The sequence below is a fragment of the Kitasatospora sp. NPDC048722 genome, assembly GCF_040650235.1.
Taxonomy (GTDB): Bacteria; Actinomycetota; Actinomycetes; order Streptomycetales; family Streptomycetaceae; genus Kitasatospora.
Genome location: NZ_JBEZGX010000013.1, coordinates 1 through 12,836 on the forward strand (window position 1 = coordinate 1; position 12,836 = coordinate 12,836).

Consider the following 12,836-nt stretch of genomic DNA (forward strand, 5'->3'; position numbering starts at 1 on the left):
AGTCGGCAGTCGGAAAATCACCCAGCCCCCGGAGCGGCCACCCCCGCAGCCACCCCCGGCGAACCCCACCCACCCGAAAGCCCACAACCACACCCCAAGCCCCGCACCCCAAGCCCCGCGCAGCGGCCCCCCAGTACGCTAACCACCACCCCGCCTCCCCCCACCCCCAGGAGCCGTCCCCGATGCCCGCCGCCCCCGCCAACACCCCCGCCCCCCTGTTCGCCGCCATCGACATCGGCGGCACGAAGATCGCCGGGGCGCTGGTCGACGACCTCGGGCGGCTCCACCACCGGGTCCAGCTGCCGACCCCCGCTCAGGAGCCGGCCGGGGCCGTGTTCGCTGTCGTCCACAAGGTGCTGGACCAGTTGGCCGGGACACCGGACTGGGCGGCAGTGACCGCCCTCGGCATCGGCAGCGCCGGCCCGGTGGACCTCGTCGAGGGCACGGTGAGTCCGGTCAACATCCCCGGCTGGCGCGGCTTCCCGCTCGTCGCCGAGGTCGCCGCGCACCCGGCCCTGGCGGCCCGCGAAATGCCGGTGCACCTGGCCGGGGACGGTGTCGCGATGGCCGCCGCCGAGCACTGGCGGGGTGCCGCGAGGGGTGCCGCGAACGCGTTGTGCCTGGTGGTGTCGACGGGCGTCGGCGCGGGCCTGGTCCTGGACGGCTCCGTCCGCCCCGGCCCGAGCGGCAACGCAGGCCACCTCGGCCACATCACGGTCGACCTGGACGGCGCGGCCTGCCCGTGCGGTTCGCGGGGCTGTCTGGAGGGCATCGCCAGCGGAACGGCGATCGCCCGCCGGGCACTCGCCGAGGGCTGGCAGCCGGCCGGCGAGGACCGTTCGGCCCGCGCCGTCGCCGAAGCCGCCACCGCCGGCGACCGGATCGCGCTGGCCTCCTTCGACCGTGCCGCCAGGGCTCTGGCGGCCGGCATCGCCGCCACCGCCACGCTCGTGGACCTCGACCGGGTGGTGATCGGCGGCGGAGTCGCCACCGCCGGGGAGCTGCTGTTCACCCCGCTCGCCCGCCACCTCGACGAGTACGCCGCCCTGCCGTACGTCCGGGGCCTCGACGTCCGCCACGCCGAACTCGGCACCGATGCAGGCCTGATCGGCGCCGCCGCCCTCTGCCGCTGACCTTGCGCCCTTAGCCCCGGGAGACCCGTCATGCACCTTCTCCCTCCCTTCGCCCTGCTGCACAACCCCGTCCGCACCTACGCCTGGGGCTCCCCCACCGCGATCCCCGAGCTGACCGGCACGGCACCGACCGGCGAGCCGCAGGCCGAGCTGTGGATGGGCGCACATCCGTCCGCCCCCTCCCTCCTGGAGGGCCCCACCGCCCCGCGCCCACTCGACGAACTGATCGCCACGGACCCGGACACCCTGCTCGGCCCCGCCACCGTCCGCCGCTTCGGCCCGGCGCTCCCGTTCCTCCTCAAGGTGCTCGCCGCCGACCGGCCGCTGTCCATCCAGGTGCACCCCACCCGCGCGCAGGCGGCCGCCGGGTACGACGACGAGGAGGCGCGCGGCATCCCGCTCAACGCACCCGATCGGACGTACAGGGATCGCGAGCACAAGCCCGAACTGCTCTGTGCCCTCACCGACTTCGAGGCCCTGTGCGGCTTCAGGCCGACCGCCGCCACCGCCGACCTCCTGGACACCCTCGGCGTCCCGCTGCTCACCCCCTGGGCCGGCGCTCTCCGCCGCCGTCCCGCCACCGAGGTCCTCCGCGACCTGCTCTACGACGTCCTCGCCGGAACGCGCCCAACCCACTCCGAACTCGCCACCGTCACTGCACACTTGCGCCGAGTCGCCGCAACCGGGAGCCCACACGCCGAGGCCTGCGCCGCCTACGCCCGCGCCGCTGACGAGTACCCCGGCGACCCCGGCCTCGTCGCCGCCCTGCTCCTCAACCACGTCCGACTGGCCCCCGGCCAGGCGCTCCACCTCGGAGCCGGAGTCCCCCACGCGTATCTGCGAGGCATGGGCGTGGAGTTGATGGCGAACTCGGACAACGTGCTGCGCTGCGGCCTCACTCCGAAGCACGTCGACGTCGACGGTCTCCTCGCCGTGACGTCCTTCCACCCGTCCGAAGCAGACGTCCTCGACCCCACCGACGAGGGAGAATTCCCGACTCCCAGCGGAGAATTCAGTCTCTCCAGACTCCACCCCACCGAGTCCCCCGCCCGCGCGGACCTCCCCACCCCCCAGATCCTCCTCTGCACCGAAGCCGAAGCCCGCCTCCGGTCCCTCGACGGAGCCGTCCTCGACCTCCCCCGCGGAGCCGCCGCCTACCTGCGCCCGGGCGCCGGGCCGGTGTGGCTGACCGGCCCGGACGCCGAGGTGTTCCGCGCCACCACCGGCGCGCCGGCTCAGGCGGGCAGCGGGTGGCCGAAGAGCAGGTCGTAGCCGTCGGGGAGCTGGTCGAGCACGCGGTCGACGAGGCCGCCGGGCGCGAGGTCGGCGGTGGTGCTCAGGACGGCCCCGATGTCCCACTTCGCGGTCGCCGGCGTGGCTCCGTCGATCCAGCCGACGACGGCCTCGACGAAGCGCTCGGCGGTCAGCGGTGCGCAGGTCGGTGCGGCGTCGCGCAGGATGGTGGCGTAGGCGCCGGGCAGGGCCTCGGCGAGCTCGGCCCGTTCGCCGCCGACCAGGTGCTCGCCGAGCAGGGCGAGCACGACGCGGGTGGCGTGGTCGGCTTCCGCGCGGCCCCCGTACTCCCCGCGTTCGACGACGCGGTCGAGGAAGTCCTCCGAGGAAATGGTCATCGCGTCCTCCTTCCGCCCGGTGGGTGCCGGCGGGGATCGGCGGCGCCCACGACTGCTGCGGAGGCCAGGAACGGACTGCGACCTGCAGCGTGCGGGGGACCGTCGCAGCACGTGACCGTCGCAGCACATGGCCGACGCCGAACGTGACCGGTGCCCGTGCTGCTCAGCGTACTGCGGGAGGGCGGGCGGGCGGATCGACGCCGTTGTCGATCACACCCGGACCGGGCCCGGTCCGCGCGGCCGTCAGGCCGCGGAGGCGCGGCACCGCCGACGCGTGCGGCGCGCCGTGGCGGGCCCGCCGGCCCTGGCCGGAACCCACTGCGGGGACCCGGACGGCGGCGCCGTCGGCGCGACCGCGTCGACCCGCGGGGACTCCGGCATAAACCCGGAGAGAAAACGCCGTTCACTCTGGCTGAGTTTCCGCGATCGCCCGGATTCGCGGTCCCTGGCGACCACCACGGTACGGGCCCGCATAAAGATCAGCGGTTCCCGGCACACATTCACCTCGACGTGCGCGGAACTGCGCCCGATCCGTTCGACGGAGAGCCTCACGGACAATGGCTCGGGCCGGTGGTGCACCTGTTCCAGGTAATCGATCTCGTGCCGCGCGATGATGAATCCGGACGGGAAGAGCGATTCCCGCACGGCGGTCGCGTGGTGGCGGAACAGGTCGTAAATCCCCTCCTGGACGTAGCCGACCAGCCGGGCGTTGTTGATGTGCCCGTTCTCGTCGACGTCGCTCCATCGGGTGGGGCAGGCCAGCACGTGCGCGCCCGGGTGCAGGGCGCTCACTGCTGCGTCAGCCCGGCGCCGGCCTCGGCGGGGAGCAGCGCCCGCTGCAACCTGGCATAGTAGGCGGACTGTTCGCTCGCCATGCGGGCCGCGGTCCAGCCCTCCTCGGCGGCCTCGGCGGCGGCCTGCACGACCAGGCTGTCGAGTACCGCGTCGACCGAGTGGCAGAGTTCGGCCACGGCGGCCAGGCGCTCGGTGACGTCGGAGCCGCCGGCCGCGCTGCGGGCCGGGAAGGCGGCCAGCGAGTCGACCGCGAGGCGCAGATCGTCGACCGCGGCGGGCTGCTGTTCGGAAACGCAATTGCGCATGTTTTCTCCCGGATAAGTCGCGGCAGGGCAGGGTCCGGCCCTGGTCGAATGCGTCGGATTACGCCGGGGGAACGGTCGGATCACCCCCGGGTGAAACGGACGCTATCCCAGCCCGCACGGCCCGCGACAGGTTTGCGGACGCTCCCGGGAAACTCACTTCCATTGGAGTAGTTTGGCGGGGCACAAAATATGCCACATCAGCCGAATGCCCCGGCGCGGGGCGTGTATTCGCCACCCTCCGCCACCCCTGGTGCGGTTGCCGCCGTCACCAACCCCCGCCCCACCAGCGCGCCTTGTAGAGGTGGGTACCGCGCAGGACGCGGGTGCCGCCGGGCCGGTGGAAGGTCAGGACGGAGGTGCACCAGTCGCACGGCGCGGTGTGCTCGGGGGCGACGGTGAGGAGGCGTCCGGTGCCGGGTTCGTCGCCGACGCTCTTGAGGTCCCGCTCGGCCGCGCGGGAGGCCAGCCGGACGGGGGTGAAGCGGCCGGCGGCGGTGTCGAACTGCCAGAGCGCGCCCAGCGTGCTCACCCAGAACCGTCCCGGCGCGGCGAGGACCGGCGCGAGGTCGTGCCCGCCGCGGCCGGGCAGCGGGACGGCGCGGACGGCGGTCAACGTGGGCGCGGCCGGGGTGCCGCCGACGCGGAGGGCGTCCAGTTCGTCGTCGCCGAGCGCCCAGAGCAGGCCGGTGCGCCGGTCCCACTGGACGCCGTGCGCCCCGGGGAGCGGGTACTCGGCGTGCGCGGTGGCCCGCGGCCCCTGCGAGGCGGTGTAGACGCGCACCCAGCCGCCGTCGCTCGCGGCGACGGCGACGTTGCCGTCGGGGAGCAGCTCGATGCTGTGCGGGTTGGCGGCCGCCCCGGCGTCGGTCGCCCAGCGGGTCGCGCCGGTGGTGGTGTCGATGACGGCGGCGAGGCCGCCGGAGGCGGTGACGAGCAGGAAGCGCCGGCCGCCGCGTATTCGGCTCTTGACCTCGTCCGGAGAGGTCCACGTCGTGGCGGGCGTGAGGTCGGCGAGGTCTGGTGCCCGATCGGCGCTCCAGCTCCAGACGACGGGCAGCCGATCGGGGCCCTGGTAGGCCATCAGCTCCTCGGCGCTCTGCAGGACGAGCACGCGCCGCGACGCCTGGTCGACGACGGCCACCGCCCAGCCGGGCTCGACCGCGTACGCCCCGGCGGCGGGTGCGCAGAGCAGCAGGGCGCACAGGCCCACGAGCGTCGTCCTCGGCACAGCACCACCGTGCCGGGCCCGCGCGCCCGCCGCACCGCGCGCGCCGCCGAACGGGCGTGCGAACACCCTCCCGCATCCTCGCCGACCCGCCCGGATGCTCCTCCCCGACCCCAGGGCGGAACACCGCCACGGCGCCAGGAACGGCAGGCCGGATCGATCACCGTGCCGGCAGGTTCTGCCCCGGCGTCCCGGGAGGTCCGGCGCCCGCGTCCTGCCCGGCTCCACGCCGGTCAAGCCTTGGTAAAGTCCGGCCAGGCCCCTGGCAGTACCATTTCACGTATCACATCATGCTCCCCATGAGAAAAGTCATCGCCCTCCTCTCGGCCGCCGCAGCCGTCGCCGCCCTGGGCGGAGCCGCCTCCGCCGCCGAGCCCGACACCGCCTCCCCGGAGGACACCGGCCAGGGCAGCCTCGTCTGGAGCTCCTGCAACGACACCACCACGCCGGCGCTCCAGTGCGCGATGCTCGACGTGCCCGTGAACTACGCCGACCCGCACGGCCGGAAGATCAAGATCAAGCTGAACCGGCTGCCCGCCACGGCCCCCAAGGACAAGCAGCAGGGTCCGATCCTGCTCAACCCCGGCGGCCCCGGCGACTCCGGCCTCTGGATGCCCGCCTACATCTCCGGGCAGATCCCGCAGGACGTCGCCTCCACCTACGACTGGATCGGCTTCGACCCGCGCGGCACCAACGCCAGCGACCCCCATGTCGTCTGCGACGCCCACTACTTCGACGGCGAGCGGCCCGACTACCAGGTGAGCCAGGGCACGACGAAGGCGTGGCTGAAGAAGGCCGCCGGATACGCCGCCGACTGCGCGGCCGACTGGTCCTGGCTGCTGCCGCACATGACGACGGTCGACAACGCGCGCGACATGGACAGCATCCGCCGCGCCCTGGGCGTCCAGAAGATCAACTTCTACGGCGGCTCGTGGGGCACGTCACTGGGCTCGACGTACGGCCAGCTCTTCCCGAAGCACGTCCGCCGGATGGTGCTCGACAGCATCGTCGGACCGACCATCAGCTGGTACGACCACAACATCCTGCAGGACAAGGAGCACCAGCGCCGCTTCGACGCCTTCGCCGACTGGGCCGCCAAGGCCGACTCCGTCTACCACCTCGGCACCGACCGGGCCGCCGTCGAGAGGGCGTACGCCCAGGTCGAGGACGCCCTGCGGAAGGACCCGGTCGACGCCGCACCGGCACCCGGCAAGATCGGCCCGGCCGAGTTCGAGGACACCTTCTACGGCGGCGGCTACAACTTCCTGCGCTGGCCGCGGATGGCGACCGTCCTGTCCTCCTACCTCGTCCAGCACGACCCCCGGCCGCTGAACATCGCCTACAACAAGTACGCCGCGCCCGGCTCCGACGACGGCACCTTCCCCGCCTACAACGCCGCCCAGTGCACGGAGAACGCGTGGCCGCGCGACTGGGAGACCTGGAAGAAGGACCAGGCCAAGGTCGACGCCGAAGCGCCCTTCTACACGTATAACAACATGTGGTACAACGCCGCCTGCATGTTCTGGCCCTACCAGGGCAACCAGGCCGGCCGGCTGAGGATCACCGGCAAGGGCCTGCCCCCCGTCCTCCTCTTCCAGGCCACCGAGGACGCCGCCACCCCGTACGAGGGCGGCCTCGCGATGCACGACGCGCTTCCGGGCAGCAAGCTGGTCGTGCAGGACGGCGGCAGCTTCCACGAGATACTGTTCCACGGCAACGCGTGCCTGGACGACACCTTCACCGCCTACCTGCGCGACGGCAGCCTCCCCGACGGCAAGGGCCGCATCGCCAAGACCTGCGCCCCGGAGGCCGATCCGACCCCCGTCCTGGTGACGCCGCCGCCCGCCTTCACCGCCAAGACCGCGGCCCCGGCGGCGCCGCTGTCGCCCACCGACCCGGAAGCCGTGCACGGCGTCCTGCGGTGACTCCCGTCCGTGCGCCGTCACCCGGCACCGGGTGGCGGCGCACGGACCGGCCCCGGTTCCTCAGACGAAGTTCTTGTCGATCAGCAGCCGGAGGATCGCCGGGTACTGGTCGGGGAAGTCCATCGGGACGATGCCGAACCGGGCCCGTTGGGTCTTCCGTGCGTCGAGGTAGGCGAACACCTCCGGCATGATGAACCGGGCGTTGTGGCGCGGGAAGTTGAGGCCGCCGGAGAAGCTCGTGAAGTTCGCGAACATCCGTGCCGCGCCCGGATCGAGGAAGGCCTTGTCGAACTGGGCCGTGACGAGTCGCGCCTTCTGGGAGTTCTCGATGCCGTCCCAGCGGTCCTGGGTGTCGAACCAGTCGTTGGTGCCGCTGGACCACTGGATGACGGGCCACGGATTGTCGAAGTCGGCCGCCAGCACGATCCTCCCGCGTGCCTCGCCCAGGGCGGGCCAGCGGCCGTCCGTCCAGAACCAGCGCCGGAAGCCGAAGTCGTCCAGGTAGTAGTCGATCCGGCGCCGGAACTCGGCCCCGTCGAGCCTGTTGCCGCCCGCGTACTCGTTCTTGATCCGCATCACCACGACCTCTCCCGAATGCGCGCTCAGGAACGAGGTGCACTGGTTGAGCACGTCCTGGAGCCGGATGTACTGGTAGTTGTCGCTGTGGTAGATCCCCAACTCGCTGGCGGTGCCCTCGAGTCCGTTGCAGCGGATGTCCAGGAACCGGATGCCGCGCTGGAGTTGGTCGGGGATGCCCCAGTTCTGGGTGTGCGACCACTCCGTGCCGTGCAGGGGGTCGGTGCAACAGGAGTCGTGGGTGCCCGGGACGGTCAGGCCGGTCAGCGGGACGCCGTCGTCGAGGCGGCCCATCCACTCCCGGTCGTCGACCTCCGCGGCGCGCGGCACGCGGTCCGCCGCGACCGCGGGGGTGGTCACCGCGCCGGCGGCGAGCGCGACGGCACCGGCCTTCAGGGCTGTGCGACGGGGCATGAGGCTCATCCGTACTCCCGGACTCGGGGGCGCCCACCGGGTGCCCGCAGGAAGTGGTGCTCTCACTATGCTCCAACGCGCCTAGGGGGCACGGTGGTTCATGCGCGCACGGTCCTCACCGAACCGCCTCCGTACGGCCATGAACACAAGTCGGGAATCATGACGAATACGGCCGAAGGGGCGAAGCCGCGTGACCGCGCCGCCCCCGCCGGTGTTGTCAGGCCATCACGCCAGCCTCCGGAGGCCCGCCATGCGCACCGCCCTGCTCAGCGCCTTGCTCCTCGGCGCCCTCGCCGTCCCCGCCGCTGCGACCGCCGCGCCCCAGGCCCGCGAAGTGAACCAGGGCTACAGCATCCCCGTGGGCGGCGTCACCGACCTCGGCGCACTGCCGGTGCTCGGCAGCCTCGGGCTGGACTTCGCCCGGCTCCTGGGGCAGTAGTCCGAGCGGCGGCGGCCGCCTTCGAGTGACCGCCGCCGAGATCGCCAAGTCCCGGTTCCCGCAGCCCCCGGCGCGTTAGGCTCGACACCGTGCGGCGAGGCCCGCGCGGTCGACCCAGGGGAGGGCGCATTGATCGGGGACCTGCTGCCGGACGTCGTGGCGGCCGAAGTCGCGTACGACGACCCGCCGGAGGCCCGACTCGAACCCGCCGAGGCCGCCGTCGTCGCCAAGGCCGTCGACAAGCGCCGCCGCGAGTTCACCACCGCCCGCCACTGCGCCCGCGCCGCGCTCGCCCGCCTCGGCGTCGCCTACCGGCCCATCGTCCCCGGCCACCTGGGCGCGCCGAGCTGGCCGGACGGCGTCGTCGGCAGCCTCACCCACTGCGACGGGTTCCGCGCCGCCGTCGTCGCCCACGCCGACGACCTCGCCTCCGTCGGCATCGACGCCGAACCCGCGCTGCCGCTCCCGGACGACGTGCTGGAGATCATCGCCCTCCCCGACGAGCGGAAGCGGATCGCCTCGCTGCTGCTCCTGCGCCCCGACATCCCGTGGGACCGCATCCTGTTCAGCGCCAAGGAGTCCGTCTACAAGGCGTGGTTCCCGCTGACCGGCAAGTTCCTGGACACCAGCGAGGCCGACCTCGTCCTCTCCCCCGACGGCACCTTCACAGCCCGCCTCCTCGTCCCCGGCCCGACCGTCGGCACCCGCCGGATCGACGGCTTCGAGGGCCGCTGGATGGTCCGCGACGGCCTCCTCGCCACCGCCATAGCCGTCACCCCCTGACCGGACGCCCCACCCCAAAACCCCCACGCCCTCCCCCGCACCCTCCCAGCCACCTCAACCACCCCCTCCCCCGCACCCTCCCCCCTTCCCCTCCCCCCAGCGAGAGGGTGCGCTGCGGGAGGGGGTGGCGGAGGGGGTGGCCGCGGAGAGGGGCGTGACGGGTGATTTTCAGACTGCCAACGGCGAGAACACCCCACCCACAGAGTCGGCAGTCTGAAAATCACCCAGCCCCCGGAGCGGCCACCCCCGCAGCCACCCCCGGCGAACCCCACCCACCCGAAAGCCCACAACCACACCCCAAGCCCCGCGCAGCGGAACCCGCAGCGGCCCCGCACTATCCTCGCCGTGTGACCGTGACTTATGTGATCGATGGCTCCCTGGTCGGCAACCTCGACGACTTCTGGAAGGTCGTGGGCGAATCCATCGGCTGCGGCGGCTACTTCGGGCGGAACCTCGACGCCTTCGCCGACTGCCTGCGCGGCGGCTTCGGCACCCCCGACGACGGCGACTACGCGATCGAGTGGCAGCACCACGAGGTGTCGCGGCGCAACCTCGGCTACCCCGAGACGGTCCGCCAGCTGGAGCATCGCCTCACCCGCTGCCACCCCACCAACCGGGAACGCGTGGCCGCCGACCTCGCCGAGGCCCGGGCCGGCCGCGGCCCGACGGTGTTCGACTGGCTGGTGCGGATCATCGAGGAGGAGCTCCCCGGCGGCCTGCGCCTCACCTGAGGCCGGGGCACCCTTCAGAACACGTCCGACAGCCGCACGAACCGCCGCCCCGCCGCCAGCAGCCCGGGCAGCGCCGCCGCGAAACCGCGGGCGGTGCCGCCGCCCGGTTGGTTCATGTGGGCGATGACGATCGACCCCGGCGGGGCCGCCGCCACCTCCTGCCGGACCTCGGCGGCGGTGAGGGTGGCCCCGCCGTCGCCGTTGACGGTGAAGCCCGCGACGCGCTCCCCGAGGTCGGCGACCACCCGGGTGGCGACGTCGTCGTAGTGGGCGGTGCCGGACCGGAAGAAGCGGGGCGGGTGACCGAGCAGGTCGGTGAGCTTGTGGGCGTTGCCGGCGACCTCGTCGTACACCTCGCCGACGTCCCGGGTGCCGGCGATGCCGTAGGCGGAACGGCCGGTGACGGAGAGCGGGCGGTGGACGGTGCCGTGGTTGCCGATCTCGAAGAGCGGGTCGGCGGCCAGGCGCTCGAACTCGGCGGGGTTGGCGTCGATCCAGCGGGCGTTGAGGAAGAGCGTGGCGGGCACCGCGTGCGCACGCAGGAAGTCGATCAGGTCGGCGTCGTACCCGCTGCCGCCGGAGCCGCCGCAGGCGTCGAACGTGAGCGCGGTCGCCTGCTGCCCGGCGGGCAGCTCGCCCGTCACCCCGGCGACGTCCAGCCCCCACTCGGTCGGCACCGCGCCGCCGTACCGGGCGACGGCCTCCGCCCTGGTGAGCTCGTGCGGCGCGGCGGAGGCGGTGGCCGTCGGTGAGACGGCGACGGACGCAGACGCAGATGCAGACGGCGAACCCGGAACCGAGGGCGAAGCCACCCCCACCGAAGCCACGCCCACCGAGCCCACCCCCACCGAAGCGGACGCCGCCCCCACGCCCCCCTTCGCCGTCCCGCACCCCGTCAGCGCGCTCCCGGCCACCGCCGCCAGCAGGGCCCGCCGACTGAGTGACACACCGACCTCCACGATGATCCGACTGCCCGACCGTCTGCTTCTATGAACCGGTCGATCCTCGCCCGCCGCAACCCGCCGCCGCCGTAGCGACACGGCCCGCCGACCGCGGCCGAGCCCGCTTTCACCGGCCCGCCCCGCCGCCGTGGGGCCCGGCTCACCCGGGGTTCACCGCCGCGGGTAGGGGCGTGGGCGAAGCCGCACCCCGCCCGACACCGGAGACCCCGATGCCCGCCACCCCCGAGCAGCCCCAGCGCCCCGAGCAGCCCCAGCACCCCGAACAGCCCCAGCACCCCGAGCTCCCCGAGACCGACCGCCACCCCGCCCGCCGCAACGTCCTCCGCAGCGGCCTCGCCACCGGCCTCGCCACCGCCCTCGGCTCGACCACCGCGGCCGCGGTCGCCACCCCCGCCGCAGCAGCAGCGCCCCGGAGCACCGACCGGACCCTCACCCTCACCGGCCACCTCCCCACCGGCTCCCCCGACTTCGTCCACCTCCCCGTCGAAGTGCCGGACGGCGTCCGCGAGATCGCCGTGTCCTACGCCTACGACAAACCCCCGGTGCCGGCCGGCACCCCGGGCAACTCCTGCGACATCGGCGTCTTCGACGAGCGCGGCACGGACCTCGGCGGCCCGGGCTTCCGCGGCTGGTCCGGCGGCTTCCGCACGGAGTTCCGCATCGCGCGCGACTCCGCGACCCCGGGCTACCTGCCGGGCCCGGTCGGCGCGGGCACCTGGCACGTGGTGCTCGGCCCGTACCAGGTGGCACCGCAGGGCCTCGACTACCGGGTCGACGTCACCCTCCGGTTCGGCGAACCGGGCCCGGAGTTCACGCCGTCGTACCCGGCCGAGCGGGCCCGGGGCCGCGGCCGCGCCTGGTACCGGGGCGACTGCCATCTGCACACCGTGCACTCGGACGGCCGGCGGCTGCCGGAGGAGGTGGCGGCGGGAGCCCGCGCCGCCGGCCTGGACTTCATCGTCTCCACCGACCACAACACCAGCTCCTCGCACGCCGTGTGGGGCCCGCTGGCCGGCCCCGACCTGCTGATCGTCCCGGGCGAGGAGATCACCACCCGCAACGGCCACTGGCTGGCGCTCGGCCTCCCCGCGGGCGAGTTCGTCGACTGGCGCTACCGCTCGCGCGACGATGTCCTCCCGCGCTTCGTCCGCCAGGTGCACCGCTCCGGCGGCCTGGTGGTACCCGCGCACCCGTACTGCCCGTACGTCGCGTGCCAGTGGAAGTTCGGCTACGAGCAGGCGGACGCGGTCGAGGTGTGGAACGGGCCCTGGACGTACGACGACGAGTCGGCCGTGGACACGTGGGACGCGCGGCTCGCGGTCGCCCTGCGGGACGGCCGGTCGTGGCTGCCGGCGATGGGCAACAGCGACGCGCACAGCGCCCCGCAGGTGATCGGCCTGCCGCACAACGTGGTGCTGGCCGAGGACCTCACCCGGGACGCGGTCCTCGACGGGCTGCGCGCCGGGCGCAGCTGGCTGGCCGAATCGGCCGCCGTGCACCTGGACTTCACCGTCACCGGGGACGGCCGCCGGGCCGGCATCGGCGAGGAGCTGGCCGTCCCGGCGGACGCGCCGCTGGACGTGCGGCTCGCCGTGTCCGGAGTGCCGGGCGGGACGGTGCGGTTCCTGACCGACGAGGGCCAGATGCACCAGGAGTCGCTGCCCGCGGGCGGCGCGGGCACGGTCGTGTGGCGGACGACGGCCTCGCTCGCCGCGTACGTCCGGGCCGAGGTGCGCCACCCGCGGGCGGACGGCTCGCCGGGCCGGGGCAACACGATGGGCGAGGACCTGCCGTGGGGCCCGATGGCGGCCCTGACCAACCCGATCGTGCTGCGCGCCGAGGACCGGTAGGCATGCGCACCGGCGACGGCCGAGAGCGGTCCAGGACCGGACGGGGGACGACTCGGGGCACCCGGGT

General features: G+C 73.7%; 13 protein-coding genes. 7 read left to right on the top strand and 6 right to left on the bottom strand.

Going from position 1 to position 12,836, the window contains the following annotated elements; translation table 11 throughout:
- The first annotated feature begins 182 nt into the window (after positions 1-182).
- Positions 183-1,133: an ROK family protein gene (locus AB0C76_RS12245; protein WP_359963547.1), complete on the top strand. Its 951-nt coding sequence runs from the start codon at positions 183-185 to the stop codon at positions 1,131-1,133.
- A gap of 30 nt (positions 1,134-1,163) precedes the next feature.
- Positions 1,164-2,405, top strand: coding sequence for a mannose-6-phosphate isomerase, class I (gene manA, locus AB0C76_RS12250; RefSeq protein WP_359963550.1), 1,242 nt, complete (start codon positions 1,164-1,166; stop codon positions 2,403-2,405).
- On the opposite strand, the gene AB0C76_RS12255 is transcribed toward manA, so the two are convergent.
- The 4 genes from AB0C76_RS12255 to AB0C76_RS12270 form a co-directional block, all read right to left on the bottom strand.
- On the bottom strand, positions 2,369-2,764 hold the full coding sequence (locus AB0C76_RS12255; RefSeq protein ID WP_359963553.1) for a DUF2267 domain-containing protein: 396 nt from the start codon (positions 2,762-2,764) through the stop codon (positions 2,369-2,371). The two genes, manA and AB0C76_RS12255, sit on opposite strands and share 37 nt — an antisense overlap.
- A 243-nt stretch (positions 2,765-3,007) precedes the next feature.
- Positions 3,008-3,556, bottom strand: coding sequence for a thioesterase family protein (locus AB0C76_RS12260; RefSeq protein WP_359963556.1), 549 nt, complete (start codon positions 3,554-3,556; stop codon positions 3,008-3,010).
- Positions 3,553-3,864 carry a hypothetical protein gene (locus AB0C76_RS12265; protein ID WP_359963559.1) on the bottom strand — a complete coding sequence of 104 codons (312 nt, stop codon included), beginning with the start codon at positions 3,862-3,864 and terminating at the stop codon, positions 3,553-3,555. Before AB0C76_RS12265 ends, AB0C76_RS12260 begins: the two co-directional genes overlap by 4 nt.
- A gap of 265 nt (positions 3,865-4,129) precedes the next feature.
- Positions 4,130-5,092 carry a DUF6528 family protein gene (locus AB0C76_RS12270; protein WP_359963562.1) on the bottom strand — a complete coding sequence of 321 codons (963 nt, stop codon included), beginning with the start codon at positions 5,090-5,092 and terminating at the stop codon, positions 4,130-4,132.
- Positions 5,093-5,388: 296 nt separating this feature from the next.
- On the opposite strand from AB0C76_RS12270, the gene AB0C76_RS12275 reads away from it, so the two are divergent.
- Positions 5,389-7,014 carry an alpha/beta hydrolase gene (locus tag AB0C76_RS12275; protein ID WP_359963564.1) on the top strand — a complete coding sequence of 542 codons (1,626 nt, stop codon included), beginning with the start codon at positions 5,389-5,391 and terminating at the stop codon, positions 7,012-7,014.
- Between the two features lie 60 nt (positions 7,015-7,074).
- On the opposite strand, the gene AB0C76_RS12280 is transcribed toward AB0C76_RS12275, so the two are convergent.
- Complete coding sequence (locus AB0C76_RS12280) at positions 7,075-8,004, bottom strand: phosphatidylinositol-specific phospholipase C (RefSeq protein ID WP_359963566.1); 930 nt, start codon at positions 8,002-8,004, stop codon at positions 7,075-7,077.
- A 250-nt stretch (positions 8,005-8,254) separates the two neighbouring features.
- On the opposite strand from AB0C76_RS12280, the gene AB0C76_RS12285 reads away from it, so the two are divergent.
- From AB0C76_RS12285 to AB0C76_RS12295, 3 genes are all read left to right on the top strand, one after another.
- The gene (locus AB0C76_RS12285) at positions 8,255-8,443 is read left to right on the top strand and encodes a hypothetical protein (RefSeq protein ID WP_359963568.1); all 189 of its coding nucleotides are present in this window, start codon (positions 8,255-8,257) and stop codon (positions 8,441-8,443) included.
- Between the two features lie 129 nt (positions 8,444-8,572).
- Complete coding sequence (locus AB0C76_RS12290) at positions 8,573-9,226, top strand: 4'-phosphopantetheinyl transferase superfamily protein (protein WP_359963570.1); 654 nt, start codon at positions 8,573-8,575, stop codon at positions 9,224-9,226.
- Between the two features lie 347 nt (positions 9,227-9,573).
- Positions 9,574-9,957, top strand: coding sequence for a barstar family protein (locus AB0C76_RS12295; protein WP_359963573.1), 384 nt, complete (start codon positions 9,574-9,576; stop codon positions 9,955-9,957).
- A 14-nt stretch (positions 9,958-9,971) separates the two neighbouring features.
- Here AB0C76_RS12295 and AB0C76_RS12300 read toward each other — a convergent pair whose 3' ends face one another.
- A complete protein-coding gene (locus AB0C76_RS12300) occupies positions 9,972-10,634 on the bottom strand; it encodes a polysaccharide deacetylase family protein (protein ID WP_359963576.1) in 663 nt (220 codons plus the stop codon).
- A 494-nt stretch (positions 10,635-11,128) separates the two neighbouring features.
- Here AB0C76_RS12300 and AB0C76_RS12305 point away from each other — a divergent pair, with 494 nt between their 5' ends.
- Positions 11,129-12,769 (top strand): CehA/McbA family metallohydrolase, encoded by a 1,641-nt coding sequence (locus AB0C76_RS12305; RefSeq protein WP_359963579.1) that lies wholly within the window; start codon positions 11,129-11,131, stop codon positions 12,767-12,769.
- Positions 12,770-12,836 lie beyond the last annotated feature (67 nt).

What these genes read in the sequence shown, in the direction of transcription:
- AB0C76_RS12245 (WP_359963547.1), top strand. Translation starts at nt 183, where the DNA reads ATGCCCGCCGCCCCCGCCAACACCCCCGCCCCCCTGTTCGCCGCCATC.
- manA (WP_359963550.1), top strand. Translation starts at nt 1,164, where the DNA reads ATGCACCTTCTCCCTCCCTTCGCCCTGCTGCACAACCCCGTCCGCACC.
- AB0C76_RS12255 (WP_359963553.1), bottom strand. Translation starts at nt 2,764, where the DNA reads ATGACCATTTCCTCGGAGGACTTCCTCGACCGCGTCGTCGAACGCGGG.
- AB0C76_RS12265 (WP_359963559.1), bottom strand. Translation starts at nt 3,864, where the DNA reads ATGCGCAATTGCGTTTCCGAACAGCAGCCCGCCGCGGTCGACGATCTG.
- AB0C76_RS12275 (WP_359963564.1), top strand. Translation starts at nt 5,389, where the DNA reads ATGAGAAAAGTCATCGCCCTCCTCTCGGCCGCCGCAGCCGTCGCCGCC.
- AB0C76_RS12280 (WP_359963566.1), bottom strand. Translation starts at nt 8,004, where the DNA reads ATGCCCCGTCGCACAGCCCTGAAGGCCGGTGCCGTCGCGCTCGCCGCC.
- AB0C76_RS12285 (WP_359963568.1), top strand. Translation starts at nt 8,255, where the DNA reads ATGCGCACCGCCCTGCTCAGCGCCTTGCTCCTCGGCGCCCTCGCCGTC.
- AB0C76_RS12305 (WP_359963579.1), top strand. Translation starts at nt 11,129, where the DNA reads ATGCCCGCCACCCCCGAGCAGCCCCAGCGCCCCGAGCAGCCCCAGCAC.